15 protein-coding genes and 1 pseudogene are annotated in these 21481 nt (G+C 70.7%); 11 read left to right on the top strand and 5 right to left on the bottom strand.

Translation table 11 applies throughout. The features are described from left to right. Positions 1–54 precede the first annotated feature (54 nt). Positions 55–2808, top strand: a complete 2754-nt coding sequence (locus tag AB0K15_RS15080) for a BTAD domain-containing putative transcriptional regulator (RefSeq protein WP_364049676.1) — start codon at positions 55–57, stop codon at positions 2806–2808. A gap of 174 nt (positions 2809–2982) precedes the next feature. Here AB0K15_RS15080 and AB0K15_RS15075 read toward each other — a convergent pair whose 3' ends face one another. Both AB0K15_RS15075 and AB0K15_RS15070 read right to left on the bottom strand, forming a co-directional pair. Next, complete coding sequence (locus AB0K15_RS15075) at positions 2983–3828, bottom strand: DUF72 domain-containing protein (RefSeq protein ID WP_364049674.1); 846 nt, start codon at positions 3826–3828, stop codon at positions 2983–2985. 983 nt (positions 3829–4811) lie between these two features. Continuing rightward, on the bottom strand, positions 4812–5573 hold the full coding sequence (locus AB0K15_RS15070; RefSeq protein WP_364049672.1) for a DUF4253 domain-containing protein: 762 nt from the start codon (positions 5571–5573) through the stop codon (positions 4812–4814). A gap of 338 nt (positions 5574–5911) precedes the next feature. On the opposite strand from AB0K15_RS15070, the gene AB0K15_RS15065 reads away from it, so the two are divergent. Next, on the top strand, positions 5912–6358 hold the full coding sequence (locus AB0K15_RS15065) for a nitroreductase family deazaflavin-dependent oxidoreductase (RefSeq protein WP_364049670.1): 447 nt from the start codon (positions 5912–5914) through the stop codon (positions 6356–6358). Here AB0K15_RS15065 and AB0K15_RS15060 read toward each other — a convergent pair whose 3' ends face one another. After that, positions 6359–8005: a DNA repair helicase XPB gene (locus AB0K15_RS15060; protein ID WP_364049668.1), complete on the bottom strand. Its 1647-nt coding sequence runs from the start codon at positions 8003–8005 to the stop codon at positions 6359–6361. An 89-nt stretch (positions 8006–8094) separates the two neighbouring features. On the opposite strand from AB0K15_RS15060, the gene AB0K15_RS15055 reads away from it, so the two are divergent. Then, positions 8095–8733 (top strand): hypothetical protein, encoded by a 639-nt coding sequence (locus AB0K15_RS15055; protein ID WP_364049666.1) that lies wholly within the window; start codon positions 8095–8097, stop codon positions 8731–8733. Here the strand turns inward: AB0K15_RS15055 and AB0K15_RS15050 are convergent. Then, a complete protein-coding gene (locus AB0K15_RS15050) occupies positions 8730–9695 on the bottom strand; it encodes an ABC transporter substrate-binding protein (protein WP_364049664.1) in 966 nt (321 codons plus the stop codon). The two genes, AB0K15_RS15055 and AB0K15_RS15050, sit on opposite strands and share 4 nt — an antisense overlap. 196 nt (positions 9696–9891) lie before the next feature. Between AB0K15_RS15050 and AB0K15_RS15045 the strand changes: the two genes are divergently transcribed. From AB0K15_RS15045 to AB0K15_RS15030, 4 genes are all read left to right on the top strand, one after another. Then, positions 9892–12648 carry a nitrate- and nitrite sensing domain-containing protein gene (locus tag AB0K15_RS15045; protein WP_364049662.1) on the top strand — a complete coding sequence of 919 codons (2757 nt, stop codon included), beginning with the start codon at positions 9892–9894 and terminating at the stop codon, positions 12646–12648. A 15-nt stretch (positions 12649–12663) separates the two neighbouring features. Beyond that, positions 12664–13341 (top strand): copper homeostasis protein CutC, encoded by a 678-nt coding sequence (locus tag AB0K15_RS15040; RefSeq protein WP_364049660.1) that lies wholly within the window; start codon positions 12664–12666, stop codon positions 13339–13341. A gap of 66 nt (positions 13342–13407) precedes the next feature. Then, complete coding sequence (locus AB0K15_RS15035) at positions 13408–14145, top strand: hypothetical protein (RefSeq protein WP_364049658.1); 738 nt, start codon at positions 13408–13410, stop codon at positions 14143–14145. 24 nt (positions 14146–14169) lie between these two features. After that, the gene (locus AB0K15_RS15030) at positions 14170–14910 is read left to right on the top strand and encodes a GAF and ANTAR domain-containing protein (protein ID WP_364049656.1); all 741 of its coding nucleotides are present in this window, start codon (positions 14170–14172) and stop codon (positions 14908–14910) included. 12 nt (positions 14911–14922) lie between these two features. Here the strand turns inward: AB0K15_RS15030 and AB0K15_RS15025 are convergent, their stop codons facing one another. Continuing rightward, positions 14923–15507, bottom strand: coding sequence for a sigma-70 family RNA polymerase sigma factor (locus AB0K15_RS15025; protein WP_364049654.1), 585 nt, complete (start codon positions 15505–15507; stop codon positions 14923–14925). A gap of 419 nt (positions 15508–15926) precedes the next feature. Here AB0K15_RS15025 and AB0K15_RS15020 point away from each other — a divergent pair, with 419 nt between their 5' ends. The 4 genes and pseudogenes from AB0K15_RS15020 (at position 15927) to mdlC (ending at position 21444) form a co-directional block, all read left to right on the top strand. Beyond that, a complete protein-coding gene (locus tag AB0K15_RS15020; RefSeq protein WP_364049652.1) occupies positions 15927–17567 on the top strand; it encodes a S53 family serine peptidase in 1641 nt (546 codons plus the stop codon). 279 nt (positions 17568–17846) lie between these two features. Next, positions 17847–18811, top strand: a pseudogene (locus tag AB0K15_RS15015) (IS481 family transposase). A gap of 96 nt (positions 18812–18907) precedes the next feature. Then, positions 18908–19825, top strand: coding sequence for a class I SAM-dependent methyltransferase (locus AB0K15_RS15010; protein ID WP_364049650.1), 918 nt, complete (start codon positions 18908–18910; stop codon positions 19823–19825). Between the two features lie 35 nt (positions 19826–19860). After that, a complete protein-coding gene (mdlC, locus tag AB0K15_RS15005; protein ID WP_364049648.1) occupies positions 19861–21444 on the top strand; it encodes a benzoylformate decarboxylase in 1584 nt (527 codons plus the stop codon). Positions 21445–21481 lie beyond the last annotated feature (37 nt).

Raw genomic sequence — 21481 nt, 5'->3', positions numbered from 1 at the left:
CGCAGATCATGCCACTGGCGAAGTCACGTGCCGATCGGGCGGCGACCGGCCAGAATGAGACGTGTGGACGGCCTCGACTTCCGGGTGCTCGGCCCGGCCGAGGTCGTGGCCGGGGGCCGCGCTGTGCCGCTCGGCGGGAGCCGCCCGCTGATCGTGCTCGCGGGGCTGCTGCTGCGCGCCAACCGCGTGGTGTCCGTGGACGAGCTCGGCCGGTGGCTGTGGGACGACGACCAGCGCCGCTCGAAGGGCGCGCTCCAGACGTATGTGCTGAGGCTTCGGCGCGCGTTGGGCCCGGGTGTCGCCATTCGCACGGAACGTGGTGGTTACCTGCTGGAGCTTGATTCGCTGGCAACGGATCTTGGTCGTTTTCGCACACTCGCCGCTCGGGGGAGGACCGCTTTCGAACAAGGCGAACACCGTCGTGCCGCGGGGTTGTTCGCCGACGCACTCGCGGAGTGGCGGGGGCCCGCGCTGCAGAACGTGGAGTCCGACGCGCTGCACCGCGACGAGGCCGGCCAGCTCGCCGAGGAACGCACGCGCGTGCGCGAGCTGTGGGCCGACGCGCTGATCGCCGTCGGTGAGTTCGGCACCGTCGTGCCGGAGCTGACGCGGCTGACCCGGGAAAACCCGTTGCGGGAACGGCTGCACGAGCAGCTCGTGCTCGCGTTGTTCCATTCCGGGCGGCAGGCCGAGGCGCTGGAGGTGTACCGGCGGATCAGCGCGGTGCTCGCCGAGGAGCTCGGCCTCGATCCCGGCGCCGGCCTGCAGCGCGTGCACCGGCTCGTGCTGGGCGGGGCGCCTTATCAGCCGGCTGCCGAGCCTCAGGTGCCGCACCAGTTGCCGGCCGACCTCGGTACCTTCGCCGGCCGTGAGGCGGACTTGAAGTCGCTGCGCGCTCTGCTTCCGCCGGAGGACAGCACGTCGACCCCCGTCGCCTCCGTGGAAGGCATGGGTGGCATGGGGAAAACCACGCTGTCCGTCCACTTCGCACACGAGATCGCGGACCGGTTCCCGGGCGGTCAGGTGTTCTTGAATCTGCGCGGGTACGGTCCCGGCGAGGCGGTGGAACCGTTGGCGGCGCTGGAAACCCTGCTGTCGGCGCTGGGTGTCCCGTGTGATCAGATTCCGGCCGACGTGGACGGTCGCGCTGCGACGTGGCGGACGCACACCGCGGGGCGGCGGTTGCTCGTGGTGCTGGACAACGCCAACAGCACCGAGCAGGTACGGCCGCTGCTGCCGGGGCCGGGATGTCTGGTCGTGGTGACGAGCCGCTGGCAGTTGCGCGGCCTCGTCGCGACGCGCGGCGCGCGTCGGATCGCGCTCGAGCAGCTGGACGAGGCGGGCGCCGTCGAGCTGCTGGCCTCGACGATCGGGGTCGACCGCGTCAACGCGGACCCCGCTGCCACAGCGCGCTTTGTGGAGTACTGCGGTGGGCTTCCGCTGGCGATCCGGATCCTGGCCGTGCGGGCGGCGCAGTTCCCGGACTACCCACTGGGATCCTTTGTGGACTCTCTGGACGCCGAACCCGACCGGCTCGGCTTGTTCGACCTCGGTGACGGTGAGGAGACGAACATCCGGTCGGTGCTCTCGTACTCGTACCGGGCGTTGCCGGCGGATGCCGCGCGGTTGTTGCGGTTGCTGGGCCTGCCTACGGGCCCGGATGTGACGCCCGTCGTCGCCGAGGTGCTGCTGGGGTCGCCGCCGGGGTCTGCTTTGGACGCTCTCGTGTCCGCGCACCTGCTCACACAGCCGCAGCCGGGTCGGTACCAGTTCCACGATCTGATCCGAGCGTATGCGGAGGAGCTCGCGTACCATGTGGACAGTACGGAGGAGACGTCGGCGGCCCGTTTGCGGCTGTTGGATTTCTACCTTTCTTCGGCGTTGAACGCTTCGCGAGCGATGCGGCCCGAGCGGATCTACGGGTCATTGGAGTTGCGGGGGGACGGTGGCCTCGAGTTCGCCGACTACCACGCGGGGCTGGCGTGGTTCGCCGCGGAGTACGGGAACCTCGTCGCGGCTGTGCACCTGGCGTTCCGGCTGCGGGAGTACGAGCATTGCTGGAAGCTCACGTGGCTGATGTTCACGTACTTCGCCGGCCGCGCCCGCGTCGACGACTGGCGGGCGCTCAACGAACTGGCCCTGCGGGGCGCGCGGCTGTCGGGCGATCGGGGTGGCGAGGCCGGGATTCTCAACTGCCTCGGCGTGATCGACGGGGTCGCGCGCGATTACGCGTCGGCGCGGCGGTACCTCGAACAGGCGCTGGTGCTGCAACGCGAGCTCGGCTCGCGCGAGGGCGAGGCGCGCGCGCTCTACAACCTGGCCATGGCGGCCGATTCGTCGGCCGATTTTCCGGCGGCGCTCGCCCACGGCACGCGGGCGCTGGAGATCGTGCGGGACCTGCGGATGACCGGCTTCGAGGCCAACGTGCTGCGCGCACTGGGGGACCTGTGCTGTCGTTTCGGGGATTTCCCGCGGGCCTTGGTCTTGGCCGACGAGGCGCTGGCCTTGGCACCCACGCCCCGCGACGGCAGGTTCTCCCTGACCACGCGCGCCAAAGCCCTCCTCGGCGTGGGCCGGCCGGCGGAGGGCATCGAGTGCATGTCGGACGCCGTGGACATGTTCTTCGCGATGGACGAGCACTACGAAGCCGCCGACGTCCTGGCCCAGCTCGGCACGGCCCACCTGCGCCTCGGCCACCCCGCCGCCGCCCGTGACTGCTGGCTTCGCTCGGTCCGCCTTCTCACTGACCTCGCCCACCCCGATGCGGCCGACGTCAGGGCCAAGCTGGCGGCGATGGTCTCGGGCTGAGCTGCCGGCTTGTTCTTCGGTGTGGCGAGCCGCCGGTGGTGGTGGCGATGTGCCGGTCAGTGGGGAATGTTGCCAGGCACGTGGTGCGGTGGTCTGCGTGCCGACCCCCAGAGACAGCAGGCAGACCACCTGCACCCGTACGCCTCAGCCAACCGGATGGCGCTCACTGTGCGCTCACTGTGCCGGTGGCGGCTTGAGGTGCAGGAGGTTCGAGAGGGTGATGGCGTTGCGGGGAGCTTCGACTTTGACGTCGTTGTCGAAGTAGACGTGGACGTCGCGGCGGCCGTCGTCGTGCCAGGCGGTGATCTTGGCGGCCCAGGTGCGCAGGGCGGGTTCGGTGTAGCCGCTGGTGTAGAGCTCGACGTCGCCGTGGAGGCGGACGTAGGTGAAGTCCGTCGTCTGGTCCTCGCGGTAGGGCCAGCGGCCGGCGGTGTCGGCGACGACGAGGGCGACGTCGTGCTCGCGCAGCAGGTCGAGGGCTTCCGGGGTGACGAAGCTGGGGTGGCGGACTTCCAGCGCGTGCCGGACGGGCCGGTTCCTGCCGGGTTCGAGGTGGGGCGGGGCCTTCAGTTTGTCGTCGTGTTTCGCGCCGAGCGCGGCGGCTTCGGCGGTCGTGCGGGGCAGCAGGCCGAGGAAGGTCTCGACGCGGTCCGGGTCGAACTCGAGCCGCGCGGGCAGCTGCCACAGGACCGGGCCCAGCTTTTCGCCGAGCGCGAGCACGCCGGACGCGAAGAAGTTGGCGACGGCGGGCTCGACGTCACGCAGCTGCTTGAGGTGCGTGATGAACCGCCCGCCCTTCACGGCGAACACGAAGTCGGCTGGCGTCTGGTCGGCCCAGGCGCGGTAGCGGTCGGGCGTCTGGAGTGAGTAGAACGACCCGTTGAGCTCCACGGAGTTCAACCGCTGCGACAGGTACTCGAGCTCGCGGCGCTGCGGCAGCCCCTCGGGGTAGAACTCGCGACGCCACGGCGGATACCGCCACCCCGACGTCCCGACCCGAATCCTGGCGATGTCCCTCACCGCCTTCCTCCGCGGCGTGATTCCCCTCGGCAGATTCCGGTAAACCCGCCCGCGCAACCGCCGCCCGGACACCCGCACCGGACTTCGGGACAGCCGACCCAACCGAGAGGACATCTGTCTCACGTCCTGTCTTGCTCAGAGTGGTGGAAATTCGGCGAACGGTCTCGCCCCCGCCGCCGTGGACCGACGGCGAAGAGGGCGCGTCGACCGGACTCGGGGTCCGGGAGGTCGGCCGGCGCGGGCTGGTGGTGGACGGTGGGCCGCCCCGGGTGGTTCGCCGGTTGCAGGTGCGTGCGCCGGCCGGTCTAGGGACCGGGGCCGGCCGGCGCGGCTGGTGATGGGCAGCGGGCGGCTCGTCGGTTGAGGGTGCGTGCGCCGGCCGGACTTGAGGGCCGGGACGCCGGCCGGCGCGAGCTGGTGGTGGGTAGCGGGCTGCCCGGGCGGCTCCCAGGCTGAGGTTGGGTGCGCCGGCTGGGCTCGGGGTCTGGGAGGCCGGTCGGCGTGGGCTGGTGGTGTGGCGGAGGGCGGCCTCGGGTGGATCGCCGGCTGAGGGTGGGTGCGTCGGCTGGGCTCGAGGCCGGGAGGCTGGCGGGCGGTGTTGGCGCTGGGCGGTGGGCTGCCCGGGGTGGCTTGCAGTCCGAGGCTGGGTGCGTCGGCAGGGCTCGGGGCCCGGGGCCCGGGTGGCCAGTCGGCGTCGGCTGGTGGTGGGCAGTGGGCTGCCCCGGGTGGTTCGCAGGCTGCCGGTGGGCGCGCAGACCGGCTTCGGGGGCCGGGCGGCGGGTCGGCGTGGGCTGGTGGTGGTGCGGAGGCTGCCCGGGGCGGGCTCGCAGGCTGACGGTGGGTGCGCCGGCTGGCCTCGGGGTCTGGGAGGCCGGCCTGCGCGGGCTGGTGGCCGGCAGTGGGCTGCCGCGGGCGGCTTGCAGGCCGAGGGTGGGTGCGCCGGCCGGGCTCGGGGGTCGGGAGGCCGGCCGGCGGGGGTGGGGTCAGGCCCACGAGAAGGTCCACAGGCGGGCCTGCACGAGGCCGCTCGCGTACTCGCGGAGGGTGCCGGGCTGGGAGAGGTACGTGGGGAGGCTGAAGGCGCGGTGCTCGGCCGCCACGGTGAGGGCGCGGGCCTGCGTGCGGGGTGGGGCGGAGACGGACAGGGTGAGGGAGTCGAAGCCCAGGGAGAGCAGGGTGGCGCCGAAGCGGTCTTCCCAGCTGCGCAGGACGGCGGAGAGCTCCGCGACCTGGTCGGTGGACTTGATCATGCCCGTCCAGCCGAGGAGGGCGGGGATGTCGGCCGGGCGGTCGGTCTGGACCAGGCCGAGGCGGTGGGCGCTGCGGTTGGCCAGGATGGAGCCGGTGTTGCCCGCCTCGGCGAGAGGGTCGGCGCGGCGGTGCGAGCGGCGCGCGAGGCCGGGGAAGCGGGCGCCGAAGGGGCGCAGGCAGGCGCCGTCGCAGCAGGAGGTGTCCCACCAGCGCGCGAGGGCGGCGGCGGGGTCGACGGAGTCGACGCGGTGGCCGGCCGGGGCGAGGCGGCCGCGGTCGTCCAGCCAGTCTTCCCCGCGCGCGGCGAACCGCTGGTCGTGCGGGATGAGCACGGGCCAGAGCCCGGAGCGCTCGAACTCCGCGACGCACTCCAGGTACCGGTGCGGCCGCGCGAGCGGCTCCTCGGACACCCAGATGCGCCCGTGCCACCGCCCGGGCGGCAACGTCTGGACCGGCGGTGCCCCGAGGCCGGGGCGGAACGGTGCGATCGTCATGAGCTTCCCCTCGAACTGGTGTTCGGTCCTGCGTGTCGAACAGTAGTTCGAAGCACCGACAATTTCCAGGGAGAGTTTCGCTCATCCGTTCGAGTGAATGTGGAAAACGGCAGGTCAGGGCCAGTGTGGCGAGGCTGCTGTGACAGATGAGGTCACTGCGACAGATGGGTGATGCGAAAGCCGGGCAGCACCTCAAGCCGAGGGCGCCCGACGGGGAGACCGGTAATTTCCCCTTCAGCCGATGTCGAGAACCCCCCCACCGGCTCCGTCTCCCGGGCACGAGCGGCCGACGGGGCCGCAAGAGGATGCAAGAGGACGCGAGAGGAAGGACCACCACCATGGCCGTCGCCGAGGACATCGACCGCGCCACCGACTCGAAGTGGGACTGGGTCGCCGAGCAGACCCGCAAGTACGTCAGCTCCGGCGGCCGGGAGGGCCACGAGCAAAACGGCCTCTACACCCTCATCCTCGCCAGCACCGGCCGCAAGACCGGCGAGCCGCGCCGCACCTGCCTGATCTACGGCACCGAGGGCGACGACTTCGTGGTTGTCGCCTCCAAGGGCGGCGAAGACGACCACCCCGACTGGTTCAAGAACATCGAAGCCGAGCCCGGTGTCGGCGTGCAGGTCGGCGCGCAGCGGTTCAACGCGCGCGCCCGCGTCGCGACCGACGAAGAACGCGCGGCGCTCTGGCCGAAGATGGCCGAGATCTTCCCGCTGTACAACGAATACGCGCAGAAGACCGAGCGCGTGATCCCGATCGTCCTGCTGACCCCGACGCAGTGACTACAGCGGGCGGCGCAGGTCCTCCGCATCCACGATGTGGTACGCGTAGCCCTGCTCCGCCAGGAACCGCTGCCGGTGCGCCGCGTACTCGGTGTCCACCGTGTCCCGCGACACGATCGAATAGAAGTGCGCCTGCCGCCCGTCGCCCTTGGGGCGCAGCAGCCGGCCGAGCCGCTGCGCCTCTTCCTGCCGGGAGCCGAACGTGCCCGAGATCTGGATGGCCACCGAGGCTTCCGGCAGGTCGATGGAGAAGTTCGCCACCTTTGACACCACGAGGGTCCGCAGCTCGCCGCGGCGGAAGCGGTCGAACAGCTCCTCCCGCTCCTTGTTGCGCGTCGATCCCTGGATCACGGGCGCGTCCAGCTCCGCGCCCAGCATCTCCAGCTGGTCGAGGTACGCCCCGATCACCAGGGTGGGCTCGCCGGCATGACGCTCCACAATGGACTTGATCACCGGCAGCTTCGTCATCGCCGTCGCCGCGAGCTTGTACCGCTCGTCCGCCTCCGAAGTCGCGTACGCGAGCCGCTCGGCGTCCGTCAGGGTCACGCGGACCTCGGTGCATTCCGCGGGCGCGATCCACCCCTGCGCCTCGATGTCGCGCCAGGGAACGTCGTAGCGCTTGGGCCCGATCAACGAGAAGACGTCACCCTCGCGGCCGTCCTCGCGAACCAGCGTCGCCGTCAGGCCCAGGCGGCGCCGCGACTGCAGATCCGCCGTCATCCGGAACACCGGCGCCGGCAGCAGGTGGACCTCGTCGTAGACGACCAGGCCCCAGTCCCGCGAATCGAACAGCTCCAGGTGCCGGTACTCGCCCTTGGTTTTGCGCGTCACGACCTGGTACGTCGCGATCGTGACCGGGCGGATCTCCTTCTTCTCACCCGAGTACTCGCCGATCTCGTCCTCGGTCAGCGACGTGCGCGCCACCAGCTCGCGCTTCCACTGCCGCCCCGCGACGGTGTTGGTCACCAGGATCAGCGTGGTCGCCTTGGCGTGCGCCATGGCCGCCGCGCCCACCAGCGTCTTGCCCGCGCCACAAGGCAGGACCACCACGCCCGAGCCACCGGCCCAGAACGCCTCCGCCGCCTGGCGCTGGTAGTCGCGCAGGTGCCAGTCCTGCTCGTCGAGATCGATGGGGTGCGCTTCGCCGTCGACGTAGCCCGCGAGGTCTTCCGCGGGCCAGCCGACCTTCAGCAGCGCCTGCTTGAGTCGCCCGCGTTCGGACGGGTGCACGATCACCGTGTCCTCGTCGATGCGCGCGCCGAGCATCGGGCTGATCTTCTTGTGCCGCGACACCTCTTCGAGCACCGCGCGGTCCGTGGTCGACATCACCAGGCCGTGGGCCGGGTGGTTGGTGATCTGCAGCCGCCCGAAGCGACCCATCACGTCGACCACGTCGATCAGCAGCGGCTGCGGCACGGGGAAGCGCGAGTACGTGGTGAGCGCGTCAACCACCTGCTCGGCGTCGTGCCCGGCGGCGCGCGCGTTCCACAACGCCAGTGGCGTGATGCGGTACGTGTGCACGTGCTCGGGTGCGCGTTCCAGCTCGGCGAACGGCGCGATGGCGATCCGCGCGTCGTTGGCCTGAGGGTTGTCGACCTCGAGCAGCACGGTCTTGTCGGACTGGACGATCAGGGGGCCATCAGTCACTCGTCCTTTATACGTTCCCCCGAGCCGTCCCCTCCCGTCGCGGCCGTCCGGGTGCCAAGATGATCGGCAGGAAAAGCTGGAGGGGACCTTTGACCACACCACCGTTCGGCGTGCCGTCGGCCGCCAACCCGTTCCAGCCGCCGGGCACCGGCTCGTTCACGCCGCCGCGTCCGGGTGCGCCCCGGTCGCTCTCGAGCACCGCGAAGGTGCTGGTCGCCGCGGGAATCGTGGTGGCGCTCGGCGTGGGCGTGCTCGCCGCGTTCGGCGTGGCCGCGATCGCCCGCTCGTCGGGTACGCCGGTGGCGGGCAGCTGCCTGTACCTGTCCGACGAGAGCGTCGGCACCCAGAGCTACCACGGCGTGAGCTGCTCGGAGCAGCGCGCCACCTACCGCGTCGACGACGTCGAGGACGGCACCGCGAGCTGCCACGGCGGCGACTACGTGCGCTTCCAGCTCTTCCGCGGCACCAGCAGCTCCAGTCGTACCGGTGCGCCGCGCGAGACGCTGTGCCTGGCGCTCAACGTCTCGTCCGGCGAATGCCTGCGCGACGTCGACGACGAGGCCGAGATCAGCAAGGTCACCTGCAGTGACCCCGACGCCGAGGCCCGTGCGGTCGTGCACCAGGGCAGCAGCGACGAGGACTCCTGCGGTGCCGCCGACACCGCCCTCGTCTACGCCGGCCCGCCCGAGCGCACGATCTGCCTGCAGCCCGCGGGCGAGAACATCTAGGGCTGGTCCTCCTCAGGCAGCATCGCCTGCACGTCGAGCCGGCTCGGGATCAGGCCCGACGTGTGCATGAGGTCGGCCACGCGCTGCAGCCGGATGCCCGACAGCGTCGTCGGGTAGGTGCCCAGCGAGATCAGCGCCGCCGTCGTCGGGTCGATGTCGGAGAACGTCGGCAGGGCGTCGCGGACGATCGCCGGGTCGGCGGCCGTCTGCTGCGCCTGCATGAGCACGCGCCGGAAAACAGCCAGCGTGCGCGGGTTGTCGCGCGCGAACCCGCCGGTCGCCGCGTAGCCCGAAGCCGGGAAGTCGAGGGTGGCGCCGGTGGACCCGTCGGCGAGGATCTGCGCGCCGAGCTCCTTCTCCGCCCGGGTGATGTACGGCTCCACCATCAGCGCCGCGTCGGCGTCGCCGGCCTGCAACGCCTCGGGCATCCGGTCGAACGGCTCGGCCACGAAGTGGATCTTCGCCGCGTCGACGCCGGCGGTGGAGAGCACGGAACGGGCGGTCAGTGCGCCGATGTCGTCGAGGTCGTCCACCGCGATCTTCGGCGACTTCTTCGCCGTCGGCTCGGTGTAGTCGGAGTTCGGCAGCGTGACGAGCGCGATCGTGTTGCTGCCCGACGTGTACGCCTCGCCCTGCAGCTGCAACGCGGTGCCGGCGTTGGCCGCGCGGAAGAGAGACACGTCGCTGGCGAACGTCACGTCCAGCTGGCCCGAGTCGAGTTTCGCCAGCCCGTCCTCGGTCCCGAGGTCCACGAGTGTCACGTTCAGGCCGGCCTCGCGGAACTTCCCGGCGGCCGCCGCGATGCGCAGCGGCGCGGTGTCGATCGGCCCGCCGACGCCCACGCGCAGAGTGGTCCGCTCCAATGGCGCCGGCGCCGCTGCGTCACCGGAACCGAACAGCGAGCAGCCGCTGATGGCCAGCAAGACCGCCACCAGCGGCAACACCAGTGCACGCACGTTCATCCGCTCTCACCCACCGGGAGAATCTCCGCATCACGCTGGATCGTATGGGCCGCTGCCCATACGATCCCCGACAGGGCCGTGACCCCGCCAGTGCGGCTTCCCGATCCGGTCGAGCAAAGCTACTGCCGAGTAGGCTCGCACCGGACACCCCGATGTCGTCCGCGGATGAGGTGCCGCGGTGGAAAAGGAAGCTTAGGTGAGCCGTCGCGACCAGCGTCCCCGAACGGGCGACGCGACGGATCCCGCTGCCGCCAGACAGGTCGGGGGCCGCTGGCGCCTTCGCAACTGGCACCTGCGGACCAAGCTCTTCGTCGTCCTGCTGATCCCCGCGCTCGCCGTGATCGGGCTCGTGGGCCTGCGCGTGAGCACGGACCTGCGCGACGCCCAGCAGCTCGCCGAGTTCGCCGCCCGCGGCCGCGTCGACAGCACCGTCGCCGAGGTCCTGCACCAGCTGCAGCGCGAGCGCGACGTCACGGTGCGCTTCGTCGCCGGCAACCGCCAGGGCGCCACCACCGACCTCACGGGCCAGCGCACGCGCGTGGACCAGGCGATCGGCACGTTCGAGAAGACGCTCGCGGACAGCAAGCCGCGCCTGGACGCCGTGGCCGCCAGCAGCCTGCAGCAGAGCGACGACCGGCTGCGCGTGCTCGGCGGCCTGCGCTACTCCGCCGAACACTCCGCGTTCCCCGCCGACGCCGTGCTCCGCTCCTACAGCGAGCTGATCTCCGGCCTGCTCGACATCAGCGACATGGCCGCCGCCGACGTGTCCGACCCCGATCTCGCCCGGCTTCGCCTCGCGGGCAACGCCCTCGCGCGGATCAAGGACCAGATGTCGGTCAAGCGCGCGATCATGTCCGAAGCGCTCGCCGAGGGCAGCCTCAACCGCGACCGCACGCGCGCGCTGCTGGGCTCGGAGGCCGAGCTCAACGCCGCGCGCAACGACTACCGCACTTTCGCGACGCCCGACCAGCAGCGGATGTACGACGACACGGTGATCGGCCTCGTCGTCGACATCGGCAACGACATGGTCGAGTCGGCGTTGACACGCGCGGAGAACGGCCAGTCGCTGCAAGGTCTGGACCCCAACCAGTGGGACACCGCGGCCACCTACACCGTGAACCTCGCCCACCAGGTGCAGGAAGCCCTGCTGGTTCAGCTCCAGGAGCAGACGGATTCGCTCGCCGCGCGCGCCCGCACGTCGACGATCTGGGACGGCGGCATCGTGCTCGCCGTGCTGCTCGTGGCCGGCATCCTGTCCGTGGTCATCGCGCGCTCGCTGCTGCGGCCGCTGCGCGTGCTGCGGCGCACGGCGCTGGATGTGGCCGACCACCGGCTGCCCGAGGCCGTGCAACGGCTGCTGACCGATCCCGATCCGGCGCCCGAGAACCTGCGCCACCGCGCGGCCGTCGCGCCCGTGCCGGTGTTCACGCGCGAAGAGGTGGGCCAGGTCGCGCGCGCGTTCGACGCGGTCCACGGCGAGGCCGTGCGGCTGGCGGCGGAGCAGGCGATGTTGCGCGAGAACGTGAACTCGATGTTCGTCAACCTCTCGCAGCGAAGCCAAGATCTCGTCGAACGTCAGCTGTCCGTGCTCGACCGCATGGAGGCCGGCGAGCAGGATCCGGACACGCTCGCGGGCCTGTTCGAGCTCGACCACCTCGCCACGCGCATGCGCCGCAACAGCGAGAACCTGCTGGTGCTCTCGGGCACCGACCTCGTGCGCGAGGACAGCGGACCGGTGGTGGCCGACGAGATCGTGGGCGCCGCACTGTCCGAAGTGGAGGATTACCAGCGCATCGAGCTCGGCCCCGCACCGACGCTCGCGGTGCGCGGCGAGGCCGTGAACGACCTCGTGCACGTGGTGTCCGAGCTGCTCGAGAACGCCACGCGCTACTCGTCGGAGCGCGCGGGCGTCACCGTCGAAAGCGCCGAAACCCCCGACGGCGGCTGGCGCATCGAGATCACCGACCGCGGCGCCGGCATGCCGCAGGCCGAGATCGACCGCACCAACGCGCGCCTGGCCAACCCGCCGGACGTGGACGTCGAGGTCTCGCGCCGGATGGGTCTCTACGTGGTCGCGACGCTCGCCCAGCGCCACCACATCGACGTCTCGCTGCGCCTGGCCGAAGGCACCGGCATCACCGCGACGGTGTTCGTGCCCAGCGAACTGATCGTCGACGCGCCGCCGCTGCCCGAGCCGCCCGCCCCCGTTGCCGCCGAGCCCGAGCCGGTGCCGGAACTGTTGCCGCCCTTGGCTCCGCTGGCCGCCGCGCCCGTGGTCGAGGAAAACGACCCCGAGCCGCCGGCTGAGGCACCGATCGTTCCGGTGCTCGAGCCCGGCCCGCCGCGCCGCGCGCCGGTGGTGGAGAGCGCGCCGCCGTGGCCGGCGCAGGAGGACCGCTCGCACCTCGACCTGGACGCGCCGACGGAACGGATGCCCGCTTACCGGGACGTGCTGTCGCGCTGGTTCGACGCGGCCGCGCCGCCGCCCGAGGGTCGTGCGCCGGCGCCGCCGGAACCGATGCCGGTGGCGGAACCCGTGGCAGAACCGGAATCGCGGCCGGAGCGCACGCCGGAACCAGTCCCGGCGTCCCCGGCTCCCGAACCGCCCGCGCGGCACGCCCGGACCGTGGCGGAACCGGACCACGTCGACCCGGCATTCCCGGTCGAGCAGTTCCCCACCACCGACCCGGACGAGAGCCCCGCACAGCCGGAGTGGCCGACCTCGGTCGAGCTGGAGCAGGAGGACGGCGCCGAGGACACGTGGCCGTTCCTGCGCGTCTCCGATATCGAAAACGCAGGCGAAGACGGCATGGAGGCCAGCCCCGGGCAGGTGCCCGAGCAACGGCCGATACTCTCGCTTTCCCCCGAAGCGGTGCGCGAGCGGATGACGAGCCTTCAAGGCGGGTTCAGGCGTGGCCGTCACGCTCGGGGGGACGAGAACCCCACGACCTGATCGAACGGATGACCCATGAGCTCGAAGACCGCCCTGCTGGAAGTGATCGCGCTGGGGCCGGAAGACGCGCAGCGCGCTCAGGAAGGCGGGGCGGACCGGCTCGAACTGGTCGCGGACATGGCGCGGGACGGGCTCACGCCTTCGGAGCAGACCGTGCGCGACGTCCTCGCCGCCACCGACCTTCCGGTGCGCGTGATGCTGCGCGGCAGCGACGGTTTCGCCGCCGGTGACCTCGACGCCCTGCGCGCCGACACCGCGAAGCTCCTGGCCGCCGGCGCGCGCGAGTTCGTCTTCGGTTTCCTTACCGAGGACAAAGAAATCGACGTCGACGCGTGCCGTTCGCTGTTGAAGGAGCTCGACGGTGCGCCGTGGACTTTCCACCGCGCCATCGACCGCGCACGCGACCCGCTGGCCGCGTTCGACGTGCTCACCGAGCTCGGCTGCGACACGGTGCTGGCGGCCGGCAGCCCACACGGCGTCGGCAGCGGGCTTTCGGTGCTGCAGCGGCTCGCGCGGCGCGCCGAAGGCCCTGCGCTCCTCGTCGGCGGCGGGCTGCGCGCGCAGCAGGTGCACCTCCTGCGCGCCGGGGGAGTGCGTGGTTTTCACGTGGGCAGCGCGGTGCGTCCCGGTGGCTGGGAGTCCCCTGTGGACGCTGGGGCGGTTCGGGAGTGGGCTGAACTCGTCAAGAGCTGAGCTAGTCTGAGCAGAAGTCTCCCACTCGGGTGGCTGTCCGGGCAGTACGAGCCAAAGGCGCGAGGCGTGGAGGCGAGTCAGGACGGCAGAAGCGACGACACCCCGCTGTCTCGTGCCTGGCGCCGGGTCAAGGACGAAGCGCACCTGCTGCGCTCAACCGTTACGGTGGCGAGTCTGTGCGAATCGGCCGTGGCGTGGCTCGGGGTTGCCGGGGCCTGTGTGCTGGTGAGCACCGGCCCGGGCAGCCAGGAGGTGCGGGTGGCCACCGACGACCTCGCCAGCGTGCTCGCGGAGCTCGAGGTGATGGTGGGCGAGGGCCCGGTGCGCAGCGCGCGCGAGCTGGGTTCGCCGGTGCTGGTGGGTGACTTCGACGCGGCCGGGCAGTCGCGCCGCTGGCCGCTGTACGCGCCGCTGGCCGTGCAGGCCGGGGTGCACGCGCAGTTCGTGCTGCCGCTGCGCGTGGGGCTCGTCGACGTGGGCACGGTCGTGTACCACCGGAAGGCTCCCGTGCCACTGGAGCCTGTTTTGCTGGCCGACGCACTGGCCTACGCTGAGTTGACGCTCCTTCTTTTGCTCGACGAGCAAGTCGGCGTTGCGGGCGACGAGTCCGTGGACCTGTCACTGCGCTCGGCGCAGGTCCACCAGGCCACGGGCATGGTCGCGGCGCAGCTCGACGTCCGTCTCGACGACGCGTTCGCCGCGTTGCGGGCGAGGGCGTTCGCGGAGCAGCGCCCTCTGTCCGACCTCGCCGCCGACGTGGTGAACAAACGGTTGCGGTTCGAGCCGGAAGGGGGAACTCGGTGAAACACGCGTTCGTTGAGGTGGGAGATGGTACAGGTGGCTGACGGGCAGCTGGTGGACACGTTCGTGGAACTGGCGGACACGCTCACCGACGACTTCGACGTGATCGACTTCCTCCACCTCCTCGCTGCCCGCAGCGTCGAGCTGCTGCCGGTGGACGCCGCCGGCATCCTGCTGGCCGGCCCGAGCGGCGCGCTGCAGCTCGTGGCCAGCTCCGACGAGCACGTGCGGCTGCTGGAGCTCTTCCAGCTGCAGCGCGACGAGGGCCCGTGCCTCGACGCGTTCCACACGCGCAACCCCGTGAGCGCGACCGACCTCGAGCTCGACGACGCCGGCTGGCCCTCCTTCGCCGCGGCCGCGCTCGGCCACGGTTTCCGCTCGGTGCACGCGCTGCCGATGCGGCTGCGCTCCGAGGTGATCGGCGCCCTCAACCTCTTCTCGGCCCGCCCCGGCGAGCTTTCGAAGGAGAACCTGCAGGTCGCGCGCGCGATGGTCGACGTCGCGACGATCGGGCTGCTGCAGGCGCGCACGATCCAGCAGCACGAGGTGCTGGTCGAGCAGCTGCAGACCGCGTTGAGCAGCCGGGTCGTGATCGAGCAGGCGAAGGGGTTCATCGCCGAACGGCTGAACCTGGAGATGGACGAGGCGTTCGCGGTGCTGCGGCGGTTCGCGCGGAACCACAGCCGGAAGCTGAGTGTGGTGGCGGCCGAGGTGGTGAGCCGGTCGGAGACCGTGCGGGACCTGTTCCGGAACCCGCCGACGCGCTGAAATCCCGACGCGTCAGTCGTCCTCCTTCTTCGGCTCCGGCCCACCCCGCATCAGCCGGCGCAGCTTCGTGAGCGCCCGGTGCTGGCTCACCCGCACGGCCACGGCGCTCGGCAACCCCAGCGCCGCGGCCGTTTCCTCGGCCGAGTACCCGAGCACGACCCGCAACGTCAGCAATTCACGCTGCTCGGGCGCCAGCTGCCCAAGCAGTTCCTCGATCTGCAGCCGTGAATCGGTCTGGGCGAACTCATCGGGGCCGGGGCGGTCCTCGTCGCCGGCGTCGGCGTACGGGTCGGCACGGTTGCGGGAGCGGCGACGGAACTCGTCGGCGACCTTGTGGCCCGCGATGCCGAAGACGAACGGCAGGAAGCTGTCCGTCTCGTACCGGTACCGCGGCAGCTCCACGAGCACGGCGAGCAGCACTTCCTGAGCACAGTCCTCGGCGCCGCCGCCCAGGCCGAGCCGGCCGCGGCAGTAGCGGAGCACGAAGGGCCGCACGAACTCCACGAGCTCGGCCACGGCAGCGCGATCGCCTGCCACGGCAGCCGCGACGAGCCGGCTGTCCGGGCGCGGCGCCGGCGCGCGGTCGTCGGTGGCCATCCTCATCGTTCCCAGGTCGAGCGGGCCGCCGGACCGGAGTGTCGCGGCGGGGAGAGCACGCTCGACAACCGGGGGCTGGGGACGCTTTGCGAGCCTCCGACAGCCTGCTCCGAGGGGCCGGGATTGTCCATCGGATAGGCGCGGCGCACGGAGGGCGCGCGAGAGCCGCTTCAGTGCACCAGCGCTGAGTCCGGGGCGATCAGCTCGGGAACCACCCCAAATCCGTCTAAAACGGTATTAAAGGAAATAATACAGTTTCAGGACAGCTGCGGCGAAAACCTGCCGAAATTGCTCTCGTGAAACATAAACGGACTGTGAAAAGCTCAGCCAAAAGTAGGTTCCTCGGCGGCTTATGCTCCTTCCCAGGTCGAGGCACGGAGTGTTTCGGCCAGGTCCCCCACCGTTTGAGAGGAATTGCCATGCGCTTGCGCAAGCTCGTCGCCGCAGCGGTCCCGCTGCCGGCGTTGCTGTGCCTTTCCCTGGCCGGCGTGGCCCACGCCGATCCCTTGGTCACGATGAGCGCCAACACGGCGCCGCTCGCCTCGAGCGCCCGCAGTGGCGACGTCGACGCTGGCCAGCAGATCAGCGCCGCCCTGTCGCTCAAGCTGCACAACCAGCAGGCCCTCCAGCAGTTCCTCTCCGACGTCCAGAACCCGGCCTCGCCGCAGTATCACCACTTCCTCACTCCGGAGCAATTCAATGCGGCATTCGGCCCAACGCAGGCCGACGTCGCGAAGGCCGTTTCATTCCTGAAACAAAACGGCGCGAAGGGAATCGAGGTTTCCGGTAACCGGCAGGCGATCACGTTCACCGGTTCGGCCGCACAGCTCGAATCCACATTCCACACCCGCCTCGGCAATTACACCGACACCACCACCGGCCGCAAGTTCTTCGCCAACGACTCCGCCCCCGCGCTGCCCGCGTCCGTTTCGTCGGTGGTGCAGGCCGTGGTAGGCCTCGACAACCACGCCGTGAAGGAGCACTCGGCCACCACCGCCGCTCCGAAGGTCGTGAAGGCCGTGACGCCGAGCATCCTCAAGAGCGCGTACTCCACCAGCGGCCTCTCGGCCACGGGCTCGGGTGTGAACGTCGGCTTCGTCGAGTTCGACGGTTACCGCAAGTCCGACATCACCAGCTACGACTCGAAGTACGGCCTGTCCGGCGGCAGCGTCACGACCGTGCCGGTCAGCGGCGCCAACTACGACTCCAACCCGGGCGAAGGCGAGGTCGAGGTCGACCTGGACATCGAGGTCGTGCACGCGCTCGCGTCCAAGGTGAGCTCCTTCGTCTACGAGGCCCCGAACTCCAACGCCGGCGAGCTGGCGATGTACCAGAAGATCGCGTCGGACGCGCGGGTCAACGTCGTCTCCATCTCGTGGGGCTCGTGTGAGCCGGCCGAGGGTTCGTCGGCCGCCAGCAGCGTGAACAACGCGATCGCCTCCGGCACCGCCGAGGGCATCACGTACTTCGCCGCCGCGGGCGACGACGGCACCACCGACTGCGCCCGCCAGACCGGCAGCCTTTCGAAGGCCGTCGACTTCCCGGCTTCGAGCCCCAACGTCACCGGTGTCGGCGGCACGCAGCTCACCGTGACCTCGTCCAACACCTACAGCAGCGAGAAGGCCTGGAACGACGGCGCCTCGGCCGGCGCCGGCGGCGGTGGCATCTCGACGCTGTTCAACGCGCCGTCCTGGCAGTCGCACCAGAGCACCACGAAGCGCAAGGTCCCCGACGTCGCCGGTGACGCCGCTTCGGGCTCCGCGTACACCATCGTCAGCGAGGGCAGCAGCGGCAACGTCTGGGGCACCTCCGGCGCCGCCCCGCTGTGGGCCGCCTTCGCCGCCCTGCAGAACCAGGTCCACGGCGGCTCGCTGGGCAACCTGAACCCGACGTTCTACAGCATCGGCAACGGTTCCTCGTACTCCACGGGCTTCCACGACGTGACCACGGGCAACAACACCTTCAACGGCACCACCGGCTTCAGCGCCGGCACGGGTTATGACCAGGTGACCGGTTGGGGCTCGTTCAAGGGCACGGGGCTCTCGGGTCTGATCGGCTGAGTTTTTCCTTGCGGCGGGGCCCTTTCCTTCGGGGAAGGGTCCCGCTTCGGCGTTTGCGGCCGGGCATGGGCCCCGGGAGGTTTGGCCACAGCGACTCGAAACTGTGGACAACTCGAGGCCCCAACGGCTCGCGGCCCGGTTTTGTCGGAGGTGGCCGATAAACTGGGCCTGGGCGCGCCCCCTGGGTGTACTGTCTCGGGAGGCTGCGAATGTGGGGACACGTGATCGGATGACTTTGGTGTGGATCACCACAATCTGCACCACGCCACGGAGGTCCTCGTGTCTCGCCGTAGTGCTCTGCTGAGCCCGATCGGCAGAGTGCGCCTGGCCGGTTGTGTCGTCGACGAGGGCTGGCCTCTGCGACGAGCAGCGGAACGCTTCCCGGTCGCGGTATCGACCGCGAAACGCTGGGCTGACCGCGACCGCCAGAACGGCGAAGCCGGCATGATCGACCGGTCCTCCCGACCGCGGTCCAGCTCGCGCCGACCCGCGCCGAACGGCGGATCGTCAAGGTCCGCGTGCTGCGGCGCTGGGGGCCGGCCCGGATCGCGTTCTTGCTGCGTCTGGTGCCCTCGACGGTGCACCGCGTGCCGTCTCGTTACGGCCTGTCCCGCCTGTCCCATCTCGACCGGGCCACCGGCCGGTCGATCCGCCGCTCCGAGCGCGCCACCGCGGGCGAGTTCGTGCACGTGGACATCAAGAAACTCGGCAACATCCCTGACGTGGGCGGGCACCGGGCCGTGGGCCGTCAGGCCGGACATCGACACCGCACCCGTACACCGGGCAAGACCCTCGACGCCCGCGGCCGGGAGTCATGCCGGCTACAGCTACCCGCGCAACACCGTGGACGATCACTCCCGGCCGGCCTGCAGCGAGATCGTGCCCGACGAGCGCACAGAGACTGCCGCCGGGTTCTGGCATCGCGCGCAGCGCTTCTTCACCACCCACGGAATCGCGGTGCAGAAAGTGCTCACCGACAACGGCGCCTGCTCCACAGCACGCCCCTGGCGCGACACGCTCACCAAGGCGGGGATCACCCACAAACGCACCCGCCCACAAACCAACGGAAAGCGGCACGCTTCAACCGCACACCGCTCGACGAACAGTCCTGCACCCAGCCCTCCCCCCTGAGATCGCGCGCCGCGACACCTTCCCCGCCTGGCTCCACACCTACAATCACCACCGCGGCCACACCGCACTCGGCGGTCACCCACTTTCCCCATCTCCCAGGACAGAACACCTAGGGAGGGCGGGAAACCTAGGGCGGGCGGGGGTTTGTGTCAGCGGGTGGCTGCCCCCGGTGCACGAGAATGCTGGTTCCCCGAAAGACAAGGCGGCACATGACTTCCACCCGGCAAGACGGAGACACCTGGGACCTCGCCTCCAGCGTCGGCGCGACGGCGACGATGGCCGCGGCGGCGAGGGCGATCGCGACGCGCGAGGGCGGTTCGCTGTTCGCCGATCCGTTCGCCGAGCCGCTCGTGCGGGCGGTGGGCATCGACCTGCTGACGCGGCTGGCGAGTGGGGAAGAGCCGCCGGGAGACTTGGTGGGGCGGGTGGCGATCGAGGTCGCCAAGGTGCGCGGGAAGTTCTACGACGATTTCTTCCGGGAAGCGACCGAAGCGGGCATCCGGCAGGCCGTGATCCTGGCCTCGGGGCTGGATTCCCGCGCTTACCGGCTGCCGTGGCCGGAAGGGACCGTCGTGTACGAGCTCGACCAGCCCGGTGTCGTCGAGTTCAAAACCCGCGCCCTGGCCGAACTCGACGCGGAGCCGACCGCGGAGCGCCGAGTCGTCGGGATCGATCTGCGTGAGGATTGGCCGGCGGCACTCAAGGCCAACGGGTTCGACGCGACCGAAAAGACCGCGTGGAGTGCCGAAGGGCTGCTCGGGTACCTGCCGCCGGAGGCGCAGGATCGGCTGCTGGACACCATCACCGAGCTCAGCGCGCGGGGCAGCCGCGTGGCGACCGAGAGCCGGCCCAATCCGAAGCCGGGTGACGAGGAGAAGACCAAGGCAGGTCTGAATCGGATCGCGGAACGCTGGCGGGAGCAGGGTTTCGACACGGACATGGCGAAGATCCGCTACTACGGCGAGCGCAACGAAGCCGCCCCGTATCTCACCGGCCTCGGCTGGGACCTCACCGGCGCCACGATCGCGGAACTGCTGTCCGCCCACGGCCTGCCCCTGGAAGACGATTCGCTGCGCCTGAGTGATGTGCTCTACGTGAGCGGCACCAATGTTCACTCGGGTGGGTGAGACAACCCGCCGGGAGCCGGGATAACCTCCGGATCATGCGCACGATTCGCGACGCCACGCGGGAACTGCTCCGGAACCTCGGCCTGACCACGGTGTTCGGCAACCCCGGCACCACGGAGATCGCGTTCCTGACCGAGTGGCCCGACGATTTCACCTACGTCCTCGGGCTGCAGGAGTCGGCCGTCGTGGCGATGGCGGACGGCTACGCGCAGGCGACGCGCAAGCCGGTGCTCGTGAACCTGCACTCGGCCGGTGGCGTGGGCCATTCGCTGGGCCACGTGTTCACCGCCTTCCGCGACCGCGCGCCGCTGATCGTGCTCGCGGGGCAGCAGACGCGCTCGCTGCTGCCGGACGAGCCGTTCCTGGGGGCCGTCGAAGCGGCGAACTTCCCCAAGCCCTACGTGAAGTGGAGCATCGAGCCCGCGCGGGCGCAGGACGTGCCGGCCGCGATCGCGCACGCGTACTACATCGCGACGCAGGCGCCGCAGGGTCCGGTGTTCGTCTCCGTGCCCGTGGACGACTGGGACGCCGAGGCGACCATGCCGCTGCCCGCCGGCAGGAGGACGCAGAGCTTCGCGCCCGACCCCGCGGCTCTCCAAGAACTCGCGGAAGCCCTGGACCACGCGGAAAACCCGGCGCTGGTCGTGGGCGCCAGCGTGGACGGGGACGGCGCCGTGCCGGACGTGGTCGCGCTGGCCGAGAAGCTCAAGGCCGGGGTATGGGCGGCGCCGATGTCGTCGCGCTGCTCGTTCCCCGAGGACCACGACCTGTTCCTCGGCTTCCTGCAGCCCGAGCGCAAGGCGGTGGCCGAGGCGCTGAGCGAGCACGACGTGGTGGTGGTGCTGGGCGCGCCCGCGTTCACCTACCACGTGTACCGCGGCGAGCCGGAGCAGCCGTTGCCGCCGCTGTACCTCGTGAGCGACGACGAGCAGATCCTCGCCCGCGCGGGCAATGGCACCGGCATCCGCTCCACGCCGAAGCTCGCCATCCAGGCCCTCACCGCCGGCGTCACGGCGAAGAACCGCGAAACGCCGGCCCCACAAGCAAAGCCCGCCAAACCCGCCGAAACCACGCCGATCTCGCCGGACTTCGCCTACGCCACTGTCGCGGATCTCCTGCCGGACAACGCGATCGTCGTCGAGGAGACCCCGAGCCACCGCAACTGCCTCCACGACCACCTGCCGATCACCTCCACCGACACGGGGTTCCTCACCGTCGCGAGCGGGACGCTCGGCTACGGCCTCCCGGCGGCCGTCGGCGCGGCGCTGGGCCGCCCCGACCGCAAGGTCGTCGCGATCCTCGGCGACGGCTCCAGCATGTACTGCGTGCAGGCACTGTGGACGGCCGCGCGCGAGAACGTGCCGGTCACCTTCGTGGTGCTGGACAACGCGCAGTACGCGGCCGTGCGGATCCTCGGCGAGTCGGCCGGTGGCAAGAAGGTGCCGGGCACCGAGCTCGGCGGCATCGACTTCGCGCAGCTCGCGCAGAGCATGGGTGTGCCGGCGCGGACCGTGGAGGAAGGCGCCGACCTGCGCGAGGCCCTCACCGACGCCCTCGCCGAAAACGGTCCCGCGCTCGTGCACGTCAAGGTGGACCCGAACCCGCAGAAACTGTATTGATCTTCGCGATTGACCCGACCGGGTGACGCTGTTTGGA

It is taken from the genome of Amycolatopsis sp. NPDC049253 (assembly GCF_040678995.1).
Classification (GTDB): Bacteria; Actinomycetota; Actinomycetes; order Mycobacteriales; family Pseudonocardiaceae; genus Amycolatopsis.
Note: the sequence above shows the minus strand (reverse complement) of the source record. Positions and strands in the feature narration are given on the sequence as shown.

Bases quoted from the DNA above. Each gene is read 5' to 3' on its own strand.
- AB0K15_RS15080 (WP_364049676.1), top strand. From the start codon at position 55: ATGAGACGTGTGGACGGCCTCGACTTCCGGGTGCTCGGCCCGGCCGAG.
- AB0K15_RS15070 (WP_364049672.1), bottom strand. From the start codon at position 5,573: ATGACGATCGCACCGTTCCGCCCCGGCCTCGGGGCACCGCCGGTCCAG.
- AB0K15_RS15065 (WP_364049670.1), top strand. From the start codon at position 5,912: ATGGCCGTCGCCGAGGACATCGACCGCGCCACCGACTCGAAGTGGGAC.
- AB0K15_RS15050 (WP_364049664.1), bottom strand. From the start codon at position 9,695: ATGAACGTGCGTGCACTGGTGTTGCCGCTGGTGGCGGTCTTGCTGGCC.
- AB0K15_RS15040 (WP_364049660.1), top strand. From the start codon at position 12,664: ATGAGCTCGAAGACCGCCCTGCTGGAAGTGATCGCGCTGGGGCCGGAA.
- AB0K15_RS15030 (WP_364049656.1), top strand. From the start codon at position 14,170: ATGGTACAGGTGGCTGACGGGCAGCTGGTGGACACGTTCGTGGAACTG.
- AB0K15_RS15025 (WP_364049654.1), bottom strand. From the start codon at position 15,507: ATGGCCACCGACGACCGCGCGCCGGCGCCGCGCCCGGACAGCCGGCTC.
- AB0K15_RS15020 (WP_364049652.1), top strand. From the start codon at position 15,927: ATGCGCTTGCGCAAGCTCGTCGCCGCAGCGGTCCCGCTGCCGGCGTTG.
- AB0K15_RS15010 (WP_364049650.1), top strand. From the start codon at position 18,908: ATGACTTCCACCCGGCAAGACGGAGACACCTGGGACCTCGCCTCCAGC.
- mdlC (WP_364049648.1), top strand. From the start codon at position 19,861: ATGCGCACGATTCGCGACGCCACGCGGGAACTGCTCCGGAACCTCGGC.